The organism is Mycobacterium sp. 23 (assembly GCF_048287075.1).
GTDB classification, from domain to species: domain Bacteria; phylum Actinomycetota; class Actinomycetes; order Mycobacteriales; family Mycobacteriaceae; genus Mycobacterium; species Mycobacterium gordonae_B.
Genome location: NZ_JBLVUX010000005.1, coordinates 2,521,254 through 2,542,946, shown reverse-complemented (window position 1 = coordinate 2,542,946; position 21,693 = coordinate 2,521,254). Strand labels below are relative to the sequence as shown.

Below are 21,693 nucleotides of genomic sequence, written 5' to 3'. Positions count from 1 at the left end.
GCAACCGTAAGTTACGGTACCGTAGCTTCCGATATGGGCATCAAGAACGCGGTACTGTCCGCCAACGTCGTGAACACCAGGCGCCCGGTCGTCGCCGGTGCTGACCGGCATCCCGCCTGGCACGCGCTGCGTAAGCTCGCCGCGCGAATCACCACCCCGCTGCTGCCCGACGATTACCTGCGCCTGGCCAATCCGCTGTGGTCGGCCCGCGAGTTGCGGGGCCGCATTGTCGGCGTCCGGCGCGAGACCGAGGACTCCGCGACGCTGGTCATCAAGCCCGGCTGGGGATTCAGCTTCGACTACCAGCCCGGTCAGTACATCGGTATCGGCCTGTTCATCGACGGGCGCTGGCGCTGGCGGTCGTATTCGCTCACGTCGACCCCGGTCAGCGCGGGCACGATCACTATCACGGTCAAGGCGATGCCCGAGGGTTTCCTGTCCACGCACCTGGTGGCCGGTGTCGAACCGGGGACCATCGTGCGGCTGGCCGCGCCCCAGGGGAATTTCGTGCTGCCGGACCCGGCGCCGTCCTCGATCCTGTTCCTCACTGCCGGCTCGGGGATCACCCCGGTGATGTCAATGCTGCGAACCCTGTTGCGCCGCAACCAGATCGGTGATATCACGCATCTGCATTCGGCGCCTACCGAATCGGACGTCATGTTCGCCGCCGAATTGGCCGCACTGGCCGGCGCGCACCCCGGCTATCGCCTCTCGGTACGCCAGACCCGGGTCGAGGGTCGCCTCGATCTGTCCCGGCTCGATGAGCAGGTGCCCGACTGGCGCGAACGACAGACCTGGGCGTGCGGGCCGGCGGGGATGCTCGACCAGGCCACCAAGGTGTGGAGCGCCGCGGGCCTGGGCGATCGGTTGCACCTTGAGCGGTTTGCGGTGGCCAAGGCGGCGCCGGCGGGAGCGGGCGGGACGGTGACGTTCGCCCGAAGCGGCAGGAGCGTGGCCGCCGACGCGGCGACGTCGGTGATGGATGCCGGCGAAGGAGTCGGTGTGCAGATGCCGTTCGGTTGCCGGATGGGTATTTGTCAGTCCTGCGTCGTCGACCTGGTGGAGGGTCATGTTCGTGACCTGCGGACCGGCGAGCAGCACGACCCCGGAACCCGCATCCAGACGTGTGTGTCGGCCGCATCGGGCGATTGTGCGGTCGACATCTAGAGTTACCGGCAGGTAACCTACGGGGACGTAGGTTATTCACGATCCACGAGGAGACCATGGCGATCACAGACGTCGATGTATTCGCGCACCTTACGGACGCCGACATCGAGAATCTGGCCATCGAACTGGACGCGATACGCCGCGACATCGAGGACTCCCGCGGTGAGCGGGACGCCCGCTACATCCACCGCACCATTGCCGCGCAGCGCGCTTTGGAGTTGTCCGGCCGGGTGATTCTGGCCGCCGGCTCGCGCCGCTCCGCCTGGTGGGCCGGCACCGCGACGCTGGGCGTGGCCAAGATCATCGAGAACATGGAGATCGGCCACAACGTCATGCACGGCCAGTGGGACTGGATGAACGACCCCGAGATCCACTCCTCCACCTGGGAGTGGGACATGAGCGGTTCGTCCAAGCACTGGCGGTACACCCACAACTTCGTGCATCACAAGTACACGAACATCCTCGGCATCGACGACGACGTGGGCTACGGCCTGCTGCGGGTCACGCGCGACCAGCCCTGGAAACGCTTCAACATCTTCAATCTGGTGTGGAACACCCTGCTCTTGCTGCTGTTCGAGTGGGGCGTCGGCATGCAGCACGTCGAGATCGGCAAGATCGTCAAGAAGCGGATGGACCACGCGGAGGCCCGCGAGCGGATCGACGAGTTCCTGCTGAAGGCCGGTCGCCAGGTGTTCAAGGACTATGTCGCGTTTCCGGCGCTCACCTCCCTGTCGCCCGGCGCCACCTACGGCTCGACACTGAAGGCCAACGCACTGGCCAATGTGATCCGCAACGTCTGGGCCAACGCCGTCATCTTCTGCGGCCACTTCCCGGACGGGGCAGAGAAATTCACCAAGACGGACATGATCGGTGAGACGCAGGGCCAGTGGTATCTGCGCCAGATGCTGGGAAGTGCCAACTTCGAGGGCGGCTGGCTGCTGCGGTTCATGAGTGGCAACCTGTGCCACCAGATCGAGCACCACCTCTACCCGGATCTGCCCAGCAACCGGTTGCACGAGATCTCGGTGCGCGTCCGGGAAGTCTGCGACAAGTACGACTTGCCCTACACCACAGGCTCTTTCCTGATGCAGTACGGAAAGACGTGGCGCACGCTGGCCAAGCTGTCGCTGCCGGACAAGTACCTGCGCGATGACGCCGACAATGCGCCCGAGACCCGCAGCGAACGGATGTTCGTCGAGCTGGGACCGGATTTCGCCGGGACCGACCCGACGACCGGACGCCGTCGCGGTCTCAAGACGGCGATCGCCACCGTGCGCGGCTGGCGGCGCAACCGGCGTGCGGCGGCCGCGCCCACCGACGACGACCTGGCGGCTTAGCTTCACCGGTTACTTTCGCCGAGCGTGTACTGAGGGCGGGATTTCGCGGCTCAGCCCGCCCTGACGTCACGCTCGGCGCCGAGCCGGTTCGCTCGGGCAGCCATACTGGGAGAGTGCAGGTGTTCGTCGGCTCCCAGGTGTCGCACTGGGATTTCCCGCGGACCACCGCCAGCGTCGCCCTGATGGCTGAATTTGGTTGTCAGAACGGACTTTCCGTGTCGGACGTGCTCACGGATTCCGGGCTGTCCGAGGCCGACCTGCACGACCATGAGCGGATGATTCTGGGCCGCCAGGAACTGGCGGTCGCAACGAATCTGGTCGGTCTGCTGGGCGACCCGGCCAACCTCGGTGTCCGGGTGGGCCGCAGTTATTACGTCGGATCGTTCGGCATCTTCGGGTTCGCCTGCCTGACCAGCTCGACACTGGGCGACGCCGTCCGGTTCGCGGCCCGGTACTACGACCTCAGCTACGGCTTCTGCCTGCCGACCGTCACCGTCGAGGGGCCGGTGGTGGCGTTGCGGCTCGACCTGCCCGACCTGACCGGTCCGGTGGCCGAATTCCTGATGCGGCGCGACCTCGCGGCGATCGCCCGGGTGATGTCGGAGTTGCTGGGCAGTCCGATCCCGTTCACCTCCATCGACTTCGCCGGCCCTGCCCCCGCATCGGGAGACGCCGCGGCGCGCGAGGCGTTCGGCGTCACGCCCGGTTATGACTCACCGGCCACCGTGGCGCGCTGGCCGGTGGGGCTGCTGGACAACCGGCTACCGCAGGCCAGCGAGCTGAGCATGGTCATGTGCGAGCAGCAGTGCCAGGCCCTGCTGGAGCGCCGCCGCCAGCGCACCGGGGTCGCCCGCCAAGTCCGGGACCGGCTGGCGTCCATCGACGGCGAACCCCACACGATCGGGGCCGTGGCCCGCCAGCTCGCGATGAGCGAGCGGACCCTGCGGCGGCGGCTGGCCGAGGAGAACACCACCTTCCGGGAACTGGTCGAGGAGGTGCACCGGGTGCTGGCCGAGGAGCTGCTGGCCACCGGCGCGCTTTCGGTGGAGGACGTCGCGTTGCGGCTGGGCTACGCCGAGTCAACCAGCTTCATCGCCGCCTTCAAGCGGTGGACAGGGACGACGCCGGCCCGCTATCAGCGGTCGGCGACCTCACGTTTGGCCGGAATCATGGATTCGCCGTCCGCAATCGGCTGACGCTGGGGGGTTCCCCGGCCCTAACGTCGAAGACATGACATCAAAACCTCGCGTTCTGGTGATCGGGGCCGGCTTCGGTGGTCTCGCCGCCGCCTACGAACTGTCCAAAGACGGGCTCGCCGACGTCACGGTTCTAGAGAAGGCCGATGACATCGGCGGCGTCTGGCGGGAGAACACCTACCCCGGGGCGGCCTGCGACGTCCCGTCGAACCTGTACTCGTACTCGTTCGCCCGCAAGAACGACTGGGGGCGGCGATACGCCGAGCAGCCGGACATCCTGGGCTACATTCACGACACCGCCGACCGGTTCGGTCTGCGCCGCCTGGTGCGGACGGGGGTCGAAGTCACCTCCGCCTCCTATGACGACAGCACCGCCAGTTGGCGGGTGGCGACCTCGTCCGGCGACGTGCTGGAGGCCGACGTGCTGATACCCGCGGTTGGGCAGCTGTCGCGGCCGGCGATGCCGAACATCCCCGGACTCGAGACGTTCGCGGGCCCGTCGTTCCATTCGGCTCAGTGGCGCCACGACGTCGACCTGACCGGCAAGCGGGTGGCCGTGCTGGGCACCGGCGCGTCGGCGATCCAGTTCGTCCCCCGTATCCGGCAGGACGCGGCCCAGGTCACCGTCTTTCAGCGCTCGGCGCCCTATGTGGTGCCCAAGCTCGACCGCGCTTACACCGACAAGCACCACGCGGCCTTCGCGAACGTCCCGGGATTCGCCGCGGCCATGCGCGGCACCATCTGGGAGACCACCGAACTGCTGGGCTTCGCCCTGACCAGGGCGGCGCCGCTGGCGCGCGTGCTGAAGACGCTCGCGTTGTCAAACCTCAAGCGCCACATCAAGGATCCGGTATTGCGGGCGAAGCTCACCCCCGACTATGCGATCGGCTGCAAACGCGTGCTGTTCAGCAGTGAGTGGTATCAGGCGCTGGCGTGCGACAACGTCGACGTCGAGACCGGCGCCATCACCGAGGTGACACCGACCGGCGTGCGCACGTCCGGCGGACAGGTGCACGAAGTTGACGTGATCATCTACGGCACCGGCTTCAAGGCCACCGAATTCCTGGCCCCGATGACGATCACCGGACGTCAGGGACGCGATCTGCAGACCGAATGGGCCGAGGGTGCCCGCGCGCACCTCGGCATGGCTGTCCCGGGGTTTCCGAATATGTTCCTGATCTATGGCCCCAACACCAATCTCGGTAGTAGCTCGATCATTCTGATGATGGAGCAGCAGTCCCGCTACATCCGGCAGATCGTGCAGGAACTGGCCCGCGGTCCACGGGCCCGCGCGTTCGAGGTCCGGCGTGATGTCGAGCAGTCCTACGACGCGGGTGTGCAGTCCCGACTCGAGCGCGGCGTCTGGACGACCTGCGACTCTTGGTACCGCACCGGCTCGGGCCGGGTCACAACGAACTGGCCGGGGCTGGTGCACGAATATCAGCGCCGCACCAAGATCGCGGATCTCGAGGACTACCACGAAGTTCTTCCCGTGCCGGCGGAGGTGAACGCGTGACCGAATACGACTATGACGTGCTGGTGATCGGGTCCGGCTTCGGCGGCAGCGTCACCGCACTGCGGCTCAGCGAGAAGGGTTACCGCGTAGGCGTTCTGGAGGCGGGACGGCGGTTTCGCGACGAGGACTTCGCGAAGAACAGTTGGCACGTGCGGGATTACCTCTTCAAGCCATCGGTCGGCTGCTACGGCATCCAACGGATCGACGTGCTGTCGGACGCCGTGGTGCTCAGCGGTGCCGGGGTAGGCGGCGGCTCGCTGGTTTATGCGAACACCCTCTACGAGCCCGGCGACCCTTTCTACGCTGACCCGCGCTGGAGCGGCATCACCGATTGGAAGGACGAACTCGCCCCCTGGTACGACCAGGCCACCCGGATGCTCGGCGTCGAAACTTATCCGCGCACAACACCTTCGGACAAGGTGATGCTGCAGATAGCCACCGACCTCGGCGTCGCCGACTCTTTCCATGCCACCCGCGTCGGGGTGTGTTTCAGCGGCGCCGACGGGCTGGCCGCCCCAGGCGCACCGGTGGGGGACCCCTATTTCGGTGGTGCCGGACCAGACCGCAACGCCTGCCTGCACTGTGGCGAATGCATGACGGGCTGCCGGCACAACGCCAAGAACACGCTGGTGAAGAACTACCTGTACCTGGCCGAAAAGCTAGGCGCGACAATACATCCGCTGACCACGGTGGTCGACGTGCGACCGCGTCGCGACGGCGGGTACGACGTGATCACCCGTCGCACCGGGAGCAAGATCCGCCGGCGGCGCCGGACGTTCACCGCCGAGCAGGTGGTGTTCTCCGCGGCGGCACTGGGCACCCAACGGCTGTTGCACCGGTTGCGCGACGGCGGCAGTCTGCCACACGTCTCGCCGCGCTTGGGCGAGTTGTCGCGGACCAACTCCGAGGCGATCCTGGCGGTGCGCGCGCGCCGCGATGACGTGGATTACTCCGAGGGCGTGGCCATCACCTCATCCATCCATCCCGACGAGCACACCCACGTCGAGCCGTGCCGCTACGGCCACGATTCAAACCTGATGGGGTTGATGGGCACGGTGCTGGTCGACGGCCTGGACGGCGGCAGGCGCTGGCGGACCGGCATGAAAGAGATTGTGCGGCAACGGCGGGACCTGCGACGGCTGCTCAACCCCAGGCGCTGGTCGCAGCAGACCATCCCGCTGCTGGTGATGCAGACGCACGACAACTCGCTCACCACGTTCACCCGGCAGGGGATTTTCGGGCGGCGCATGGTGACGCGGCAAGGAGTAGGCGAGCCGAACCCGACCTGGATCCCGGTCGGCCACGAGGTCGCCCGGCGGGCGGCCGAGCACACTGACGGGATCGCCGGCGGCGCCTGGGCAGATCTTGCGGACATCCCGATGACGGGACACTTCATCGGGGGCTGTGTGATCGGCGAGACCGCGGCGGACGGCGTGGTGGACCCGTATCACCGCATGCACGGCCACCCCGGGTTGCACGTGATCGACGGCTCCACGATCACCGCGAACCTGGGGGTGAATCCGTCGCTCACCATCACCGCGCTGGCCGAGCGCGCCACGTCGCTGTGGCCGAACAAGGGCGAGCCGGACCCACGCCCGCCCGTCGGCTCCGGTTATGTTCGTGTCTCGCCGGTGGTGCCGGTCAATCCCGCCGTTCCGGCGAGTGCGCCTGGCGCTTTGCGCTCGGACCGGGACTACGCTCGGTAGATGCTCGCAGCGTTCGGATTCGAAACCCTGGGCGTGGTCGTCGGAGACATGTACTTCGTCGACCCGTCCCCGATGACAGGTCAGGAAACCCCGGAACGGGGGGTCCGGCTGGAACTCCGGCTGGTCGACCGGGCCGATCCGCAGGGGTCGATTTACGCCGGCATACCGATCACCTTCACCCGGCCGGTATGGCGGGTCGACCTTTTCGGCTCGACCGAGAGCCCGCCGGGAACGCTGGACCGCGCCCACCACCACCCCCGCTTCGACGGGTGGGAACCGGGACGCCGGCACTTCGTCCCGGAGCTGTCCGCCGATCCGGTGTCCTGGCTGGCGGGTCAGCTGGCCGACCCGGCCGCGGTGCTGGAGCGGGCCGGCATCGACGTGTCAGAGGTGACTGAGGCGGATCTCACGGGCCTGGCGGCGTCGGCGCCGGAGATCGTCGCCACCGTCAAGCGGATGCTCGACGGAGTGCGCGACGGCCAGTTGGCGCCGTCACCCGCCGAGCCGGTTGCCGCGGCCCGCACCGGCTGGCTCTGAGTTCGTGGGACCCGTCATCATCGAGTGCGCCATCAACGGCGCCACCTCGAAGACGGCGAATCCCCATGTGCCGGTTGATCCCTCGGAGATCACCGCGGACGCCTTGGCCTGCATCGAGGCGGGTGCGGCGATCATCCACAACCACATCGACCGCTACGGCATCACCGTCGAACAGGCAGCCGAGCGCTACTTGCAGGCCTGGCGGCCGATCCTTGCGGCCCGGCCTGACGCCCTGCTCTACCCGACGATCCACTTCGGCGAGGGTTTCTCCATCTCCTACGAACACCTCGTTTCGCTCGCCGCGGCCGGTTTGCGCGTCGGGCTCGCCGACCCCGGGTCGGTCAACCTCGGTGGCACTGACGCCGCGGGCATACCTACCGGGAATCTGGTTTACAGCAACTCTTTTGACACGATCGCCAGGGCCTTCGAGATATGCCATCAAGCCGGGCTGGGCCCCAGTCTGGCCATCTATGAACCCGGCTTCCTGCGGACCACGCTGGCCTGGTGGCGCGCGGGCCGGTTGCCGCGGGGCGCGATGATCAAGCTCTACTTCTCCACCGAACTCGGTTATCTCGGAGCGCCCTTCGGGCTACCCCCGACCGAGCGGGCGCTGGAGGCCTACCTGGAATTGCTTGACGGATGCGACATTCCGTGGGCGGTCTCGGTCGTCGGCGGTGACCTCTGCGCCAGTCCGGTGGCCAAGCTCGCGCTGGAACGAGGCGGGCATCTGCACCTGGGACTCGAGTTCTACCGCGGCGAACGCACCCCGACCAACGTCGAGTTGGTGGAAGAGGCCGTGGACATGTGTGGGCGCTTCGGCAGGCCCGTTGCTTCGCCGGACGAGGCCGCGCAGATTCTCGGTCTCATGTAAGCCCGGTCACGATCCGAATTCTGGAATTCACCCAAAACTCCTGGTTAGCGGGTTGTCGCCGGCTTAGCCAGGTCCTCGCTCCGAATCTGAGCGGGTCACCTTGTCGGCCAACGCTGCCAGCTTGGCGTCGAGTTGCTCTGCGGCGCTCAGCAATTCAGGATTTGGTTCGACGACCATCAGCGACGAAGGCTTGACGTAGGTGAGGCTGCTGCCGTTCGGTTCGTCAAGGACGAGTAGCTCAACAGGGGCGAACAGGCCGGCGGTCACGTCGTGACGCAGCATGGTGATCGCGATCAGAGGATTGCCGAGGATGACGCGCAGCGCCTTGCGGCCGATGCCGGCATTGGGGAGCCAGGACCCATGGTCGATCAGCGCGAAAAGCATGAATCCACTTGGCCCGACGTGCTTTTCGACGGTGGAACGATAGGCGTTCCAGTTGTCGCAAGGCCGGGTGACCTCGGCGATGGGCACCGGTTGCCGGCCGATGTCGGCCAGCAACGCGGTCACCACCTCGTCGTAACTCTTGGCGCTGTCATAGCGCACCCGGACACCGGTGAACGAGATTTCCTGCGCCATCAGCCGAGCCGTTCGATGATGGTGGCATTGGCCATGCCGCCACCCTCGCACATCGTCTGCAGCGCGTAGCGTCCGCCGCGCTGCTCGAGGGCGTTGACCATGGTGGTCATGATGCGGGCACCGCTGGCGCCCAGCGGGTGACCGATCGCGATGGCGCCGCCGTTGACGTTGGTCTTGGCCAGGTCGGCTCCGGTGTCGTGGGCCCACGCCAGTACCACGGGCGCGAACGCCTCGTTGACCTCGAACAGGTCAATGTCGGCCAGCGTCAGGCCGGCACGCTGCAGCACCCGTTCGGTGGCAGGTATGACGCCGGTCAGCATGTAGAGCGGGTCGGATCCCACCGCGGTGGCCGTATGGATGCGGGCCAGCGGCTTCAGGCCCAGCTTCGCCGCCACCTCGCTGCTGGTGATCATCACCGCCGCGCTGCCGTCGGACAGCGGGGACGAGTTGCCCGGCGTGATCTGCCAGTTGATCTGCGGGAACCGCGCCGCCGTCGCCTCACTGTAGAACGCCGGCTTGAGCCCGGCCAGGGTGTCGACGGTGGTGCCGGGCCGGATGATCTCGTCGCTGGACAGCCCCGCGATCGGGATGAGCTCGTTGTCGAACAGCCCGTCCTTGGTGGCGCGGGCGGCCTTCTCGTGGCTGGCGGCGGAGAACTCGTCGAGCTGGGCGTGGGAGAATCCCCACTTCGCGGCGATCAATTCCGCGCTGATGCCCTGCGGCACCAGCCCGTCGGGGTAGCGCCGCGCCATGTCCTCGCCGAACGGGTTGCTGCCGGGTAATACCGACGTGCCCATCGGCACCCGGCTCATCGACTCCACGCCGCCGGCGATGACGATGTCGTAGGCGCCGGCGATCACGCCCTGGGCGGCGAAGCTGATCGCCTGCTGGCTGCTGCCGCACTGCCGGTCGACTGTGGTGCCGGGCACCGACTCCGGAAAACCGGCTCCCAGCAACGCATTACGGGCGATGTTGACGGCTTGGTCGCCGACCTGGGTGACGGCGCCGGCGATGACGTCGTCGACCTGCGCGGGATCCACGCCCGAACGGGCCACCACCTCACGCAGGCTGTGGGCCAGCAGATCGGCCGGCAGCACGCCGTGCAGCGCTCCGTTGGCTTTGCCCTTGCCGACAGGGGTTCGAACTGCGCCGACGATCACGGCATCACGGGTCATGGCTCCTCCTTGAGTCCTTAGACAGCTGAGTATTGCTGTCTATACCCAGCTATAACACCTGGGTATACTGAAAGCAACCCAGTCTGGAGGTGATGTGCGTGACAATGCTGCAGGGGCCGCTTGCTGATCGGGAGTCGTGGTCGGCGGTCGGGGAGTGCGCGATCGAGAAGACGATGGCCGTGGTCGGCACCAAGTCCGCCATGCTGATCATGCGCGAGGCCTATTACGGCACCACCCGGTTCGACGACTTCGCCCGCCGGGTCGGCATCACCAAGGCCGCGACGTCGGCCCGGTTGGGCGAGCTCGTCGACCTCGGACTGCTGCAACGCCGCCCCTATCGCGAGCCCGGGCAGCGCAGGCGCGACGAGTATGTGCTCACCGAGTCAGGCATCGAGTTTATGCCGGTGGTGTGGTCACTGTTCCAGTGGGGACAGCGGCATCTGCCGGGGCGGCATCGGCTCCGGCTGGAACACGTGGGTTGTGGCGCCCCCGCGGAAGTCCAAATCCGCTGTGCCGAAGGGCATCTGGTGCCCGCAGAGGAACTGGGTATGCGGGTGGTCAAGTCTCCCTGAGGGTGGCCAGCAGCCGGCGTGCCGCCGCGACGCGACGCGGCGCCGTCCCGCTGAGCGCGTCCAGCGCGCATTCGGGGTCGGCCGGCGGCCCCATGTGCCCGCAGCCGCGGGGACAGTCTTCGATGGCTTCGGAAAGATCGGAGAATGCCTTCATCACGTCGTCGGGCTGAATGTGGGCCAGCCCGAACGAGCGGATACCGGGGGTGTCGATCACCCAGCCGCCATTCGACAGCGGAAGCGCAACCGACTGCGTGGAGGTATGCCGGCCACGCCCGATATCCGTCACCTGACCGACCGCTCGATCCGCCTCGGGCACAAGGCGATTCACCAGCGTCGACTTGCCCACCCCGGAGTGCCCGAGCAGCACGGTGATCTTGTCGTCGAGCAGGTCGGCCACCGCCAGCAGCGGATCGTCGACGCCCGCGGCAACGACCGTCAGGTCCAGATCCACGAACTGCTCGGCGAACGGTTCGGGCGGCGCGAGGTCGGTCTTGGTCAGGCACAGGATCGGCCGCAGCCCGCCGGCGTACGCGGCGATCAGCGCGCGGTCCACCAGGCCACTACGGGGCGGCGGATCGGCCAGGGCCACCACCATCAACAGCTGGTCGGCGTTGGCCACCACCACCCGTTCGGTCGGGTCGGTGTCATCGGCGGTGCGCCGCAACACCGTTCGCCTCGGGCCGCGCCGCACGATGCGGGCCAGGGTGTCGGTCCGTCCGGACAGGTCACCGACGATGTCGACGTCGTCACCGACGACGATCGGGGTGCGGCCGAGCTCGCGGGCCCGCATGGCGACCACACGGCGCTCGGGATCCCCGCCCAGCACGCACCCCCAGCGGCCGCGGTCGACACTGACCACCATGGCGGACTCGGCGTCGGCGTGCTGCGGGCGAGTCTTCGTCCGGGGCCGCGATCCTTTGCCGGACCGGACCTTGACGTCGGACTCGTCGTAGTCGCCAGGCCTCAATCGCCCACCATTTCGCGCCACAGCTGCGGGAACTCGGGCAGCGTCTTAGTGGTGGCGGCGATGTCGTCGACTTCGACGCCGGGAACCCGCAACCCGACGATGGCACCCGCCATCGCCATCCGATGGTCGGCGTAGGCGTGCCAGAGGCCGGGCCGCAGCGGCGTCGCAGTGATCACCAGGCCGTCGTCGGTTTCCCGGCAGTCGCCGCCCAGGCGGTTGATCTCGGTACTCAGCGCGGCTAGCCGGTCGGTCTCGTGTCCACGCAGGTGTGCGATCCCGGTCAGCCGCGACACCGATCCCGGGCGGGCCAGCGCGGCCAGCGCGGCCACCGTCGGTGTCAGCTCGCCGACGTCGCGCAGGTCGATGTCAAACCCTTCGTAACCCGCCGTGCCCTGTACCTCCAGGGCCGAATCACTCTGTGTGACAACCGCACCCGTCTTCTTCAGCAGGTCCAGGATGTGCTCTGCGGGTTGCACGCTGGTCTGCGGCCAGCCGGTGATGCGGACGGTGCCGCCGGTCACCACCGCGGCCGCGAGGAACGCGACCGCGTTGGTCAGGTCCGGTTCGACCTCCCAGTGCCGCGCCTTGACCCGCCCCGGTAGCACCTGCCAGCGGTTGGCGACCGAATCGTCGAGTTCCACGCCGGCCTGCCGCAGCATCGCCACGGTCATCGCGATGTGCGGCGCCGACGGCAGCGACGTGCCGGTGTGCTGGACGGTCAGTCCCTCGGTGAACGACGCGCCGGACAGCAGCAGGCCCGAGACGAACTGTGAGGATGCGGAGGCGTCGATGGCCACGGTGCCGCCGGCTACCGCGCCGCTGCCCTGCACCCGGAACGGCAGCCCCGAACCGTCGACCGGGACACCCAGTCCGCGCAGCGCATCGAGCAGCGGGGCGATCGGCCGGGCGCGGGCCTGCTCGTCGCCGTCGAAGACCACCGGGGTCGCGGTCAAGGCGGCCAGCGGCGGCACGAAACGCAGGACGGTACCGGCCAGGCCGCAGTCGACGCGGGCGCCAGGCGCGGGGCCGATGCCGCCGCTGACCGTCAGGTCGGGCCCGGGGCCCTCGACGCGCAGGCCCAATGTCTGTAGCGCGCCGATCATCAGATCGGTGTCGCGGCTGCGCAGCGCGCCGGTGATGGTGGAGGTGCCTTGGCCCTGCGCGGCCGCCAGCGCGGCCAGTATCAGGGTGCGGTTGGTCTGGGATTTCGAGCCCGGAACGGTCACGGTCGCGTGCACCGGTGCCGGTGTGGACGGGGCCTGCCATGCGTTCACCGGTCCATCATCTCTTGTCGGGGTCATCTGCCACCATTGGAGATATGTGCGGACGGTTCGCAGTCACCACGGATCCGGCCCTGCTGGCCGAGAAGATCAAGGCAATCGACGAGGCCACGGGCTCCGATGAACGGGCCTCCGAGCCCAACTACAACGTGGCCCCCACCACGACGATCGCCACCGTGGTGACCCGCCACGACGAGCCCGAAGATCAAGCCACCCGCCGGGTGCGACTGATGCGGTGGGGTCTGTTGCCGCCGTGGGTCAAGGCCGACGCTGACGGTAATCCGGAAACCAAGGGCCCGTTACTGATCAACGCGCGTGCCGACAAGGTCGCCACCTCGCCGGCCTTCCGGGGCTCCGCCAAGGGCAAGCGCTGCCTGGTTCCGATGGACGGTTACTACGAATGGCGCGCCAATCCCGACGGTGGGACAGCGAAAAAAGTAGGAAAGACACCGTTTTTCATGCACCGGCGGGACGGTGAACCGCTGTTCGCGGCCGGTTTGTGGTCGGTCTGGAAATCCGGCAAAGAGGCGAAGCCGTTGCTCAGTTGCACCATCATCACCACCGACGCGGTGGGCGAGCTGGCCGAGGTCCACGACCGCATGCCGCTGATGTTGGGTGAGGGCGACTGGGATGCCTGGTTGAACCCGGACGCGCCGCTGGATCCCGAACTGCTGGCACGCCCCCCGGACGTGCGCGACATCGAGATGCGCGAGGTCTCGAAACTCGTCAACAACATCCGCAACAACGGGCCGGAGTTGCTGGAGCCGGCCGAGCCGGAGCCCGGGCAGATGACGTTGCTGTAGCCGTTCACCGGCGCAACCCCTGGCCGAGCCGCCGGCGCCGTGCTGGGCGGCGTCACCCAGCTAGTGTGCGAATCGGTCGGCGCACGTAGACGCCCCAGGTCAACAGTGCGGCGCCGGCGTAGTAGGACATGAAGACCCAAAATGCGCAAGTCTCCGAGCCGGTACTCAAATAGGATTCGCGCAGGGCGAGGTTGATTCCGACCCCCCCGAGTGAGCCGAGCCCGGCGACGAACCCGATGACTACTCCCGAGACGATCCGTGGCGGTGTCTGGCGGGCGTCGCCAGGGCGTGCCGAGGGGCTGCACTCTTCGAAAAGTGTGGGGATCATCTTGTATACCGACCCATTACCCAGCCCGGACAAGACGAACAAAACCATGAAGCCGGCGATGAGACCGATCATCGTCGAACCGGGGCCACCAGCTTGCCGGTCGTCGAGACTGCTCATGGTTATCACCAGCCCGGTGGCAGGCACCATGGCAGCGAAGACCGCGAACGTGACGCGGCTGCCGCCGCACCGGTCCGCGAGTCGGCCGCCATAGACTCTGGCCGCTGCCGCCAGCAGAGGTCCGATGAAGCTGAGCAGAGCGGCGTGCAATGAGGCTTGCCCCGTGTTTTCTCCGTCAGCTCGAAACTCCATGTGCAATATCTGGCCGAACGCGAACGCGAAGCCGATAAACGATCCGAACGTGCCGAGATACAGCAGCGCCAGCAACCAGGTGTCCCGGTTGAACACGATCGACGGCAGGATTCTGGCGAGATGGGGCGCCTCGATACGGTGCTGCTCGAGGTCGTTCATGAACAGCGTGGCTGCGATACCGGCCACCACGAGCAACACGAGGTACACCGCGCACACCCAGTACGGTTGCCGGTCACCGGCGGTCGCTATGACCAGCAGTCCGACCATTTGAATGCCAGCCACCCCTAGGTTGCCAAGCCCACCGGTCAGGCCGAGCGCCCGACCTTTGAGCCGATGCGGGTAGAACGCATTGGCATTGGACATGGAGGCCGCGAAATTCCCACCGCCGAGCCCGCTCAGCGCTGCACAGACTACGAACGGCCACAGCGGCAGTCCAGGATGCGCCAACAGCACCATTGTGCCTATCGTTGGGATCAGCAGCACCCATGCCGAGAAGGTCGTCCAGACTCTGGCGCCGAAGATCGGCGTGCCCAGCGCGTAGGGAATGCGTAAGCAGGCTCCGACGAGGGTGGCCGTAGAGCCGAGCAGGAGCTTGTCGGCCGCGGAAAAGCCGTAGACGTCCTCCGGCATGAACAGCACCATCACCGACCAGAGGGACCATATCGAATAGCCGAGATGCACGGTCATCACCGAGCAGATCAGGTTGCGCCGGGCGATCCGGTTATTGCCCGCTTCCCAGGCGCGCAAATCCTCAGGGTCCCAATGCGCGATGTGGCGCGAGCGACGCAGCGACTGACTGATCTTCGCCCGAAGCGTCAGCAGACCGATGGCCCTAGCCTGGTTCAACACCTGCTGTTCCATCGCACTCCCTCATCTCTACCGCTGGCGCAACGTCGCCGACACTTCAGGTTGCCAGCTGTGTCGTGTCGTGGCGCGAATTTCCAGGATTAAAAGTGCTGAGGAACGCCTGAGCGTTTCCTGAAGGCGCACAGGATGTGAACTGATTGTCTGACAGTCGTTTTGACGAGTAGCCGGGTGAGGTTGTCGGGAATAGCGCTGTCTCGCTGCGTAATCAACGGTTTCAGAGGTGTCCGCGGGCATCGCTTCGTACCCTGTATCCGAGTTCGTCTCCGTACCAGAACGATCCGACACAACGCCGCCGTGTGGCGCCACAACCCAGCATGGCTACTGCATTTCTCGTTGATGGTGCACGATGAAATGGCTTGAGCCAAGCGGATACACGGCTGCGGTCTAGCGGCGAGTTTGACGAAGGAGAACTCCGCATGAGCACTTTGCAGCCTGGCAAGACTCGTGACGAGGGCCAATGGGCGATGGGTAATCGCCTCCCACTCAACGACACCGAGCAGATGAAGCAAGACGATGCACCGCTCAACGTGCGAGCGCGAATTGAAAACATCTATGCCAAGCACGGATTCGACAGCATTGACAAGTCAGATCTGCGCGGACGCTTCCGCTGGATGGGCCTTTACACGCAACGTGAGCAGGGCTACGACGGCAGCTGGACCGGCGAAGAGCACACCGAAACTATTGAAGCTAAACACTTCATGATGCGCGTCCGCTCCGACGGCAAGGCGATGTCAGCTGCGGCGATGCGCACCTTGGGACAGATTTCGGCCGACTTTGCCCGCCAGACGGCCGATATCGGCGACCGAGGGAACCTTCAGTTCCATTGGATCGCAATAGAAAACGTTCCCGAAATTTGGAGGCGGCTGGCCGAGGTGGGGCTGCAGACCACTGAGGCCTGCGGTGATTGCCCCCGCGGTATCCACGGTTCCCCACTCGCCGGCGAATCGCTCGATGAGATCCTGGACGCGTCTCCGGCCATCGACGAAATCCTGCGACGCTTCATGAACAACCCCGAATACGCAAACCTGCCACGCAAATACAAGACCGCGATATCGGGGCTGCAGGACGTCTGCCATGAAACCCACGACGTTGCGTTTATCGGAGTCGATCACCCCGAGCACGGCCCGGGAATGGATCTCTGGGTAGGAGGGGGCTTGTCGACGAACCCGATGCTGGCTCGACGAGTCGGCGCATGGGTTCCCCTTGCCGAGGTGCCCGACGTCTGGGAGGCGGTCACCCGGATCTTCCGTGACTACGGCTACCGGCGCTTGCGCTCGAAGGCCCGCCTCAAATTCCTGATCAAGGAATGGGGGATCGACAAATTCAGGGAAGTACTCGAGATCGACTACCTCAAGCGACGTCTGGTGGACGGTCCAGCTCCCGAACCCCTTATGCACCCGATGGACCACGTCGGTGTGCAGAGGCTGAAGAACGGCCTCAACGCGGTCGGGGTTGCCCCGATAGCCGGGCGGGTGTCCGGCTTTGTCCTCTCCTCGGTAGCCGAACTCATGGAGCGCAGCGGCTCTGACCGGGCGCGGTTCACTCCCTACCAAAAGCTGGTCATTCTCGATGTACCCGACGACATGCGCGACAGCATGATCACCGGGCTGGACGCGCTGGGGTTACCGTCCCGGCCCTCAGCATGGCGCAAGAACCTGATGGCCTGCAGTGGAATCGAGTTCTGCAAGCTGTCGTTCGCCGAGACCCGGGTCAGAGCGCAAAGTTTGGTGCCCGAACTGGAACAGCGCCTGGCTGACATCAACACCGAGCTGGCGGTCCCGATCACCGTCAACCTCAATGGGTGCCCCAATTCCTGCGCCCGGATCCAGGTCGCTGACATCGGCTTCAAAGGGCAAATGGTCGACGACGGGAAAGGTGGCTCGGTCGAGGGTTTTCAGGTTCACCTGGGCGGCGGGGTGGGCCGAGACAGCGGGTTTGGCCGAAAATTGCGCCAGCACAAGGTCACTAGCGATGAGTTGGCTGACTACATCGACCGGGTTGTGCGCAACTTCCTCAGGCAACGCAGACACCAAGAACGATTTTCCACCTGGGCGCTGCGTGCCTCTGAGGCTGACCTGCGGTAGTTCCCGCGATTGCCGCAGCAAGTGCCGACATCGAGAGCTGGGGGAGCAGATGAGCGATATGGTGAACCGCCGCGACGAGATTGGGCTGCGTAGGCTCGCAGACCGGGGCGCGGCCGAGTTGGACGGCGCTGACGCCGCCGATCTTTTGCGTTGGACCGATTACAACTTCGGCACCGGCAACGGGTCCGGCGCGCAATCCTCGTGCGGGTATGTAGTCGCATCCAATATGCAAGATGCGGTGTTGATCGATAACGCAGTCAAGGTGCGCCCCGGAGTGCCGGTCGTATTTCTCGACACGGGTTACCACTTCGCTGAGACCATCGGCACTCGTGACGCGATCAAATCTCATTACGACATCAAGCTGCTGAATGTCACGCCCGAGCACACCGTTGCCGAACAGGACGAGTTGATGGGCGTCGACCTATTTTCGCGTGATCCCAACGAGTGCTGCCGGCGGCGCAAAGTCGTCCCCCTGGCCAAAGTGCTGCGCGGATACTCGGCATGGGTCACCGGGCTCCGCCGGGTCGAAGCGCTCTCCCGCGCCAACGCTCCGTTGATCAGCTTCGACGAGGCGTTTCACCTGGTGAAGGTCAATCCGCTGGCGGCGTGGACCGACCAGGACGTTCAGGACTACATCGATCGGAACAACGTGCCGGTCAATCCCCTGGTTGAGGAGGGTTATCCATCCATCGGCTGTGCGCCGTGCACCGCGAAGCCGGTTGCGGGCTCCGATCCCCGCAGCGGGCGCTGGCAGGGGCGCGCTAAAACCGAATGCGGGCTGCACTTTTCGTGAGCATCCTAATTCTCGCCGCGCACGGCAGCAAAGATCCACGGTCTGCAGCGAACGTACGAGTCGTGGCGGCGCGACTCGAACGAATTCGGCCCGGTCTCGATGTCCGACCCGCGTTCTTGTCGCTATCCGCGCCAACCTTGGCCGAAGTGCTAGGCCGACTGCCTAATGACCGTCAGTCGGTGGTCATTCCGTTCTTGCTTGCCCGTGCGTACCACGCGCTGCGTGACATTCCACGACAGATCGAGCGTGCGGGCGTGCCCGGCGTTCTACGGGCCGATGTGCTCGGTGAAGACGACCGCCTGCTGTCGGTACTCAACGAGCGCCTGGCCAATCTGGAAGTATCCCCGTTCGACCAGGATCTCGGCGTGCTTCTGGTGGCGACCGGATCGTCGAACGCCGCGGTGAACGCCCGCACTGCAGCGGTGGCAGCAAGGCTGTCGGCGGGCACCCGGTGGGTAGGGGCGACGATGGCCTTCGCCACCGGACCCGAGCCGTCGGTGGCCGAAGCGGCGACCCGGCTGCAACGCCGCGGCGCGCGCCGCCTCGTCATCGCGCCGTGGTTTTTGGGTCCCGGACGCCTGACCGACCGCATCTACGACTATGCGCACGCGAACAAGGTTCCAATGGCGCCGCCGCTGGGGGCGCACCGACTGGTGGCCGAGACGGTGCTCGATCGCTATGACCAAGCGGTCGCCGGCCACCCCGCGGCCTGAGTTCGTTCCACGTTCAGCTCGGCATTCGTTGCAGAGTGTCCAAGGGAAGCTCAGGCCGGCTGCTCACGTGGCGCAGGAGCGTTCGTATAGCACCGGTAGGCGGTGTTCGCCCGCCCACCCAGATAGCACGAAGTTGGCGCCGCAAATCCAGCTCGGGAACTGTGATGGCACACAGCCGCCCCACCGCCAGGTCATCGGCGACCGCCAGCCGGCTCATTGCTGCCGGCCCGGCCCCGGCGAGGACGGCGGCGCGCACCGCCGCCGCCGATGACAGTTCGAGTACCGGCGGCACCTGTGTCACGTTGCTGCCGAGCACCTGATGCAACGCCGCAGTAAGGGAATCGCGGATACCGGACCGGGGTTCGCGGCAGACCAGGGGTGTTTGAGCCAGCTCGAGGGCGCTGACCACCGACGACCTTCGAGCCCACTTATGACTCAGTGCCACAACGACGACCAATTCGTCGTGGCCAACCACACAACTCCCCAATCCCGGCAACGGGCCCGGTTTCTCAACGAACCCGAGATCAGCGGTGCCGTGGCGGACCGACGCGATGGCGTGCTCGCTGGTGGTAGCCGTCAGAACCACCTGGGGTGCACTGCCGCCATGTTTGTCGGCCGCCTGCAGGGACAACAGCCAGTGGGGCATGAGATGTTCGGCTATCGTCTGGCTGGCCACCACCTGGACTCGCTGGCGACCTCCTTCGCGCAATGAGCCCAGACCCGCGTCGATGTCGCGGGCAACTTCGAGCAGGCGAGCCGCCCACTCGGCAACGATCACGCCCGAGGGGGTGAGGTCTGATCCCCGTGTCGTCCGAACGGCGAGTGCCACCCCGGTCTGAGCTTCCATTGACGCAAGGCGCCGGGATACGCCCTGTTGGGTCATCCCGAGTTCGCGGGCGGCACCGCCCAGACTTCCAGACTCCGCGATCGCTAACAACAATTCGAACGAGGAGAGTTCGGGCATGTAAGAACTCAACGCCATATTCACAAGGAATCACATTTTGCTTGTAATTGGCTGGCAAGACGCTGCGTCTTAACCTATTACGTCCAACCCGGCATTAGGCAGGTGACGATTGCCGCGCGTCTTCAGGTAGCCGCACACAGTAGATCTGCAAATATCCTGTGCCGCAACGCGTAAGGCACCGACCTTGCGCAGCAGAGCGCTCATCACAGACTAAACCCACTAACGGGCGCCGGCCATGTCCGGCACTCGTCCGGCACAACCAAACCGTGTGACATCACAACAACAATCCCTCTACTGGCGTCCCGTTCACAGCGCGATTATTGGAGACATGATGCGTTGTGTGTTTTGGGCTCTTCGGGTTTCACCGCGTTGATGCTTCCACGAAGGACGGCAGATGGCCTAAGTCAGATCGGCGTCACGGTCGACGACTCCGAGATGCCGCTGGCCCCAGCGATATCCGCGAGGTATGGGGGCAGGACCTAATTCCATCGCAGTCCATGCTTCTGGCTTTCGGGGCACTTCTCGGTGCCTGGTAGCTGACGGGGAGGAATACTTGTGACATACGTAATCGCAGAGCCTTGCGTCGACATCAAAGACAAGGCCTGTATTGAAGAATGCCCCGTCGACTGCATATACGAGGGTGTTCGGATGCTCTACGTTCACCCCGACGAGTGTGTCGACTGCGGCGCGTGCGAGCCGGTATGTCCTGTCGAGTCGATTAGTTTCGAAGATGATCTACCCGCACAGTTCGGTAACTACAAGGAGATCAACGCGGCATTTTTCGACGACCTCGGATCCCCCGGCGGGGCGACGAAAGTCGGGGTGACGGAAAACGACCCGATCGCGATCAGGAGCCTGATCCGTCCCCCTACTCATGGGGGCTAGCGATGGACTTCGGAAAGTTGCCGCCAGAGATCACTTCGGGGCGCATGCATTGCGGTCCCGGACCCGAATCCATGTTGCTGGCCTCCGGGGCCTGGGGGACACTGGCCGCCAATCTTTCTGAGGCGGCTGCGAATTGCCGGAAAGCGGTGTTGAAGCTATCTGATGAATGGAGTGGCGCCGCGTCGACCGCCATGCAGCGGGCAACCGCGCCGTACCTCTCCTGGCTCGCGTCCACGGGCGCCCAGGCTGAACACGCTGCCAGCCAGGCTGCGGCAGCAGCGAGCGCCCATCGATCGGCCCTCGCGGCGATGGTGCCCCCGCAGGACATCAGCGCGAACCGGGCGCAGCGGCTATCGCTGGCGATAAGCAATTGTCTGGGCCAGACCGGCCCGGCGATCGCCGACGCCGACACTGAGTATGAGCGCATGTGGGCCAGGAACGCAGATACCATGCATGCATATGCGCGCGCCGCGGCTGCCGCATCCGTGCTGAGCCCGTTCACTCCGCCGCCGGCCGCCGACACAGTGCTCAGCGTGCACGCTGCGGTCCCTTGCCCGCCGGCCCGCGCGTGGCGGCTCAGTGTCGGACCGGAGATCATAACGGCTGCCTCACAGTTGATCTCGACGATCCCCGATGCATTGGAAGCGATATGCCGGTCGCCGCTGGCTTCGTTCGCCGTCACCCTTTCCTCGGTCACTCCGGCCTTATCCAGACTGGCGTCGCTGAGCGCTCCATCAGACTTCGCGCTTTTCTACCTGAGCGGACTCAACAAGGCGGCGGCGTTGGCGTGTCTGGCGCCGCGCGAGGGCCGTGGCAGCGCGCCGGCATTCGCTGCGACCCTCGGACGGGGAAAACTGATCGGGAGTTTGTCGGTGCCGCAGAGCTGGATAGCGGAAACCGCCGATCCCGTCTCCGTACCACTGCAGCGGGGCTGGGTGTGCGAACCGATCCACCTGGTCGACGTCGCAGACCCACCGATCGCTCACTCGGCCGCCACGTGGCACACGCCCGCGACGGAGAACGAGTGATTGAAGCCAACACTCGCTT

The 21,693-nt window shown here is 65.9% G+C and carries 20 protein-coding genes; 14 read left to right on the top strand and 6 right to left on the bottom strand.

Going from position 1 to position 21,693, the window contains the following annotated elements:
• Positions 1–33: 33 nt before the first annotated feature.
• The 7 genes from ACNQS7_RS13060 to ACNQS7_RS13030 all read left to right on the top strand — a co-directional run bounded on the left by ACNQS7_RS13060 (position 34) and on the right by ACNQS7_RS13030 (position 8,330).
• Positions 34–1,167, top strand: a complete 1,134-nt coding sequence (locus ACNQS7_RS13060; protein ID WP_418012867.1) for a ferredoxin reductase — start codon at positions 34–36, stop codon at positions 1,165–1,167.
• 56 nt (positions 1,168–1,223) lie between these two features.
• On the top strand, positions 1,224–2,504 hold the full coding sequence (locus ACNQS7_RS13055; RefSeq protein WP_418012866.1) for a fatty acid desaturase family protein: 1,281 nt from the start codon (positions 1,224–1,226) through the stop codon (positions 2,502–2,504).
• Positions 2,505–2,617: 113 nt separating this feature from the next.
• A complete protein-coding gene (locus ACNQS7_RS13050; RefSeq protein WP_418012865.1) occupies positions 2,618–3,700 on the top strand; it encodes an AraC family transcriptional regulator in 1,083 nt (360 codons plus the stop codon).
• A 34-nt stretch (positions 3,701–3,734) separates the two neighbouring features.
• Positions 3,735–5,216 carry a flavin-containing monooxygenase gene (locus ACNQS7_RS13045; protein ID WP_418012864.1) on the top strand — a complete coding sequence of 494 codons (1,482 nt, stop codon included), beginning with the start codon at positions 3,735–3,737 and terminating at the stop codon, positions 5,214–5,216.
• A complete protein-coding gene (locus ACNQS7_RS13040; protein ID WP_418012863.1) occupies positions 5,213–6,922 on the top strand; it encodes a GMC oxidoreductase in 1,710 nt (569 codons plus the stop codon). Before ACNQS7_RS13045 ends, ACNQS7_RS13040 begins: the two co-directional genes overlap by 4 nt.
• Positions 6,923–7,459 carry a hypothetical protein gene (locus ACNQS7_RS13035; RefSeq protein WP_418012862.1) on the top strand — a complete coding sequence of 179 codons (537 nt, stop codon included), beginning with the start codon at positions 6,923–6,925 and terminating at the stop codon, positions 7,457–7,459. It abuts the gene before it with no gap.
• A gap of 4 nt (positions 7,460–7,463) precedes the next feature.
• Positions 7,464–8,330 (top strand): 3-keto-5-aminohexanoate cleavage protein, encoded by an 867-nt coding sequence (locus ACNQS7_RS13030; protein ID WP_418012861.1) that lies wholly within the window; start codon positions 7,464–7,466, stop codon positions 8,328–8,330.
• A 63-nt stretch (positions 8,331–8,393) separates the two neighbouring features.
• On the opposite strand, the gene ACNQS7_RS13025 is transcribed toward ACNQS7_RS13030, so the two are convergent.
• Both ACNQS7_RS13025 and ACNQS7_RS13020 read right to left on the bottom strand, forming a co-directional pair.
• Positions 8,394–8,906 carry a DUF302 domain-containing protein gene (locus tag ACNQS7_RS13025; protein WP_418012860.1) on the bottom strand — a complete coding sequence of 171 codons (513 nt, stop codon included), beginning with the start codon at positions 8,904–8,906 and terminating at the stop codon, positions 8,394–8,396.
• Positions 8,906–10,081, bottom strand: a complete 1,176-nt coding sequence (locus ACNQS7_RS13020; RefSeq protein WP_418012859.1) for a thiolase family protein — start codon at positions 10,079–10,081, stop codon at positions 8,906–8,908. The genes ACNQS7_RS13025 and ACNQS7_RS13020 overlap by 1 nt, the downstream gene beginning before the upstream one ends.
• A gap of 98 nt (positions 10,082–10,179) precedes the next feature.
• On the opposite strand from ACNQS7_RS13020, the gene ACNQS7_RS13015 reads away from it, so the two are divergent.
• The gene (locus ACNQS7_RS13015) at positions 10,180–10,653 is read left to right on the top strand and encodes a winged helix-turn-helix transcriptional regulator (protein WP_418012858.1); all 474 of its coding nucleotides are present in this window, start codon (positions 10,180–10,182) and stop codon (positions 10,651–10,653) included.
• On the opposite strand, the gene rsgA is transcribed toward ACNQS7_RS13015, so the two are convergent.
• Positions 10,640–11,620 (bottom strand): ribosome small subunit-dependent GTPase A, encoded by a 981-nt coding sequence (rsgA, locus tag ACNQS7_RS13010; protein WP_055577326.1) that lies wholly within the window; start codon positions 11,618–11,620, stop codon positions 10,640–10,642. The genes ACNQS7_RS13015 and rsgA overlap by 14 nt on opposite strands.
• Complete coding sequence (gene aroA / locus ACNQS7_RS13005; protein ID WP_418012857.1) at positions 11,617–12,894, bottom strand: 3-phosphoshikimate 1-carboxyvinyltransferase; 1,278 nt, start codon at positions 12,892–12,894, stop codon at positions 11,617–11,619. The genes rsgA and aroA overlap by 4 nt, the downstream gene beginning before the upstream one ends.
• Positions 12,895–12,938: 44 nt before the next feature.
• Here aroA and ACNQS7_RS13000 point away from each other — a divergent pair, with 44 nt between their 5' ends.
• The gene (locus tag ACNQS7_RS13000; protein ID WP_418012856.1) at positions 12,939–13,703 is read left to right on the top strand and encodes an SOS response-associated peptidase; all 765 of its coding nucleotides are present in this window, start codon (positions 12,939–12,941) and stop codon (positions 13,701–13,703) included.
• A gap of 52 nt (positions 13,704–13,755) precedes the next feature.
• Here ACNQS7_RS13000 and ACNQS7_RS12995 read toward each other — a convergent pair whose 3' ends face one another.
• Positions 13,756–15,201: a nitrate/nitrite transporter gene (locus ACNQS7_RS12995; protein WP_418012855.1), complete on the bottom strand. Its 1,446-nt coding sequence runs from the start codon at positions 15,199–15,201 to the stop codon at positions 13,756–13,758.
• A gap of 422 nt (positions 15,202–15,623) precedes the next feature.
• On the opposite strand from ACNQS7_RS12995, the gene ACNQS7_RS12990 reads away from it, so the two are divergent.
• From ACNQS7_RS12990 to ACNQS7_RS12980, 3 genes are read left to right on the top strand one after another with little or no spacing between them, the layout of a single operon-like run.
• Positions 15,624–17,291, top strand: coding sequence for a nitrite/sulfite reductase (locus tag ACNQS7_RS12990; protein ID WP_418012854.1), 1,668 nt, complete (start codon positions 15,624–15,626; stop codon positions 17,289–17,291).
• A gap of 49 nt (positions 17,292–17,340) precedes the next feature.
• On the top strand, positions 17,341–18,084 hold the full coding sequence (locus tag ACNQS7_RS12985) for a phosphoadenylyl-sulfate reductase (protein WP_418012853.1): 744 nt from the start codon (positions 17,341–17,343) through the stop codon (positions 18,082–18,084).
• Positions 18,081–18,797 (top strand): sirohydrochlorin chelatase, encoded by a 717-nt coding sequence (locus ACNQS7_RS12980; protein ID WP_418012852.1) that lies wholly within the window; start codon positions 18,081–18,083, stop codon positions 18,795–18,797. The genes ACNQS7_RS12985 and ACNQS7_RS12980 overlap by 4 nt, the downstream gene beginning before the upstream one ends.
• 13 nt (positions 18,798–18,810) lie before the next feature.
• Here the strand turns inward: ACNQS7_RS12980 and ACNQS7_RS12975 are convergent, their stop codons facing one another.
• Positions 18,811–19,779 (bottom strand): LysR family transcriptional regulator, encoded by a 969-nt coding sequence (locus ACNQS7_RS12975; protein ID WP_418012851.1) that lies wholly within the window; start codon positions 19,777–19,779, stop codon positions 18,811–18,813.
• Positions 19,780–20,316: 537 nt separating this feature from the next.
• Here ACNQS7_RS12975 and fdxA point away from each other — a divergent pair.
• Both fdxA and ACNQS7_RS12965 read left to right on the top strand, forming a co-directional pair.
• Positions 20,317–20,646 carry a ferredoxin gene (gene fdxA / locus ACNQS7_RS12970; RefSeq protein WP_418012850.1) on the top strand — a complete coding sequence of 110 codons (330 nt, stop codon included), beginning with the start codon at positions 20,317–20,319 and terminating at the stop codon, positions 20,644–20,646.
• A 2-nt stretch (positions 20,647–20,648) separates the two neighbouring features.
• Positions 20,649–21,674, top strand: coding sequence for a PPE family protein (locus ACNQS7_RS12965; protein ID WP_418012849.1), 1,026 nt, complete (start codon positions 20,649–20,651; stop codon positions 21,672–21,674).
• The last annotated feature ends 19 nt before the right edge of the window (positions 21,675–21,693 follow it).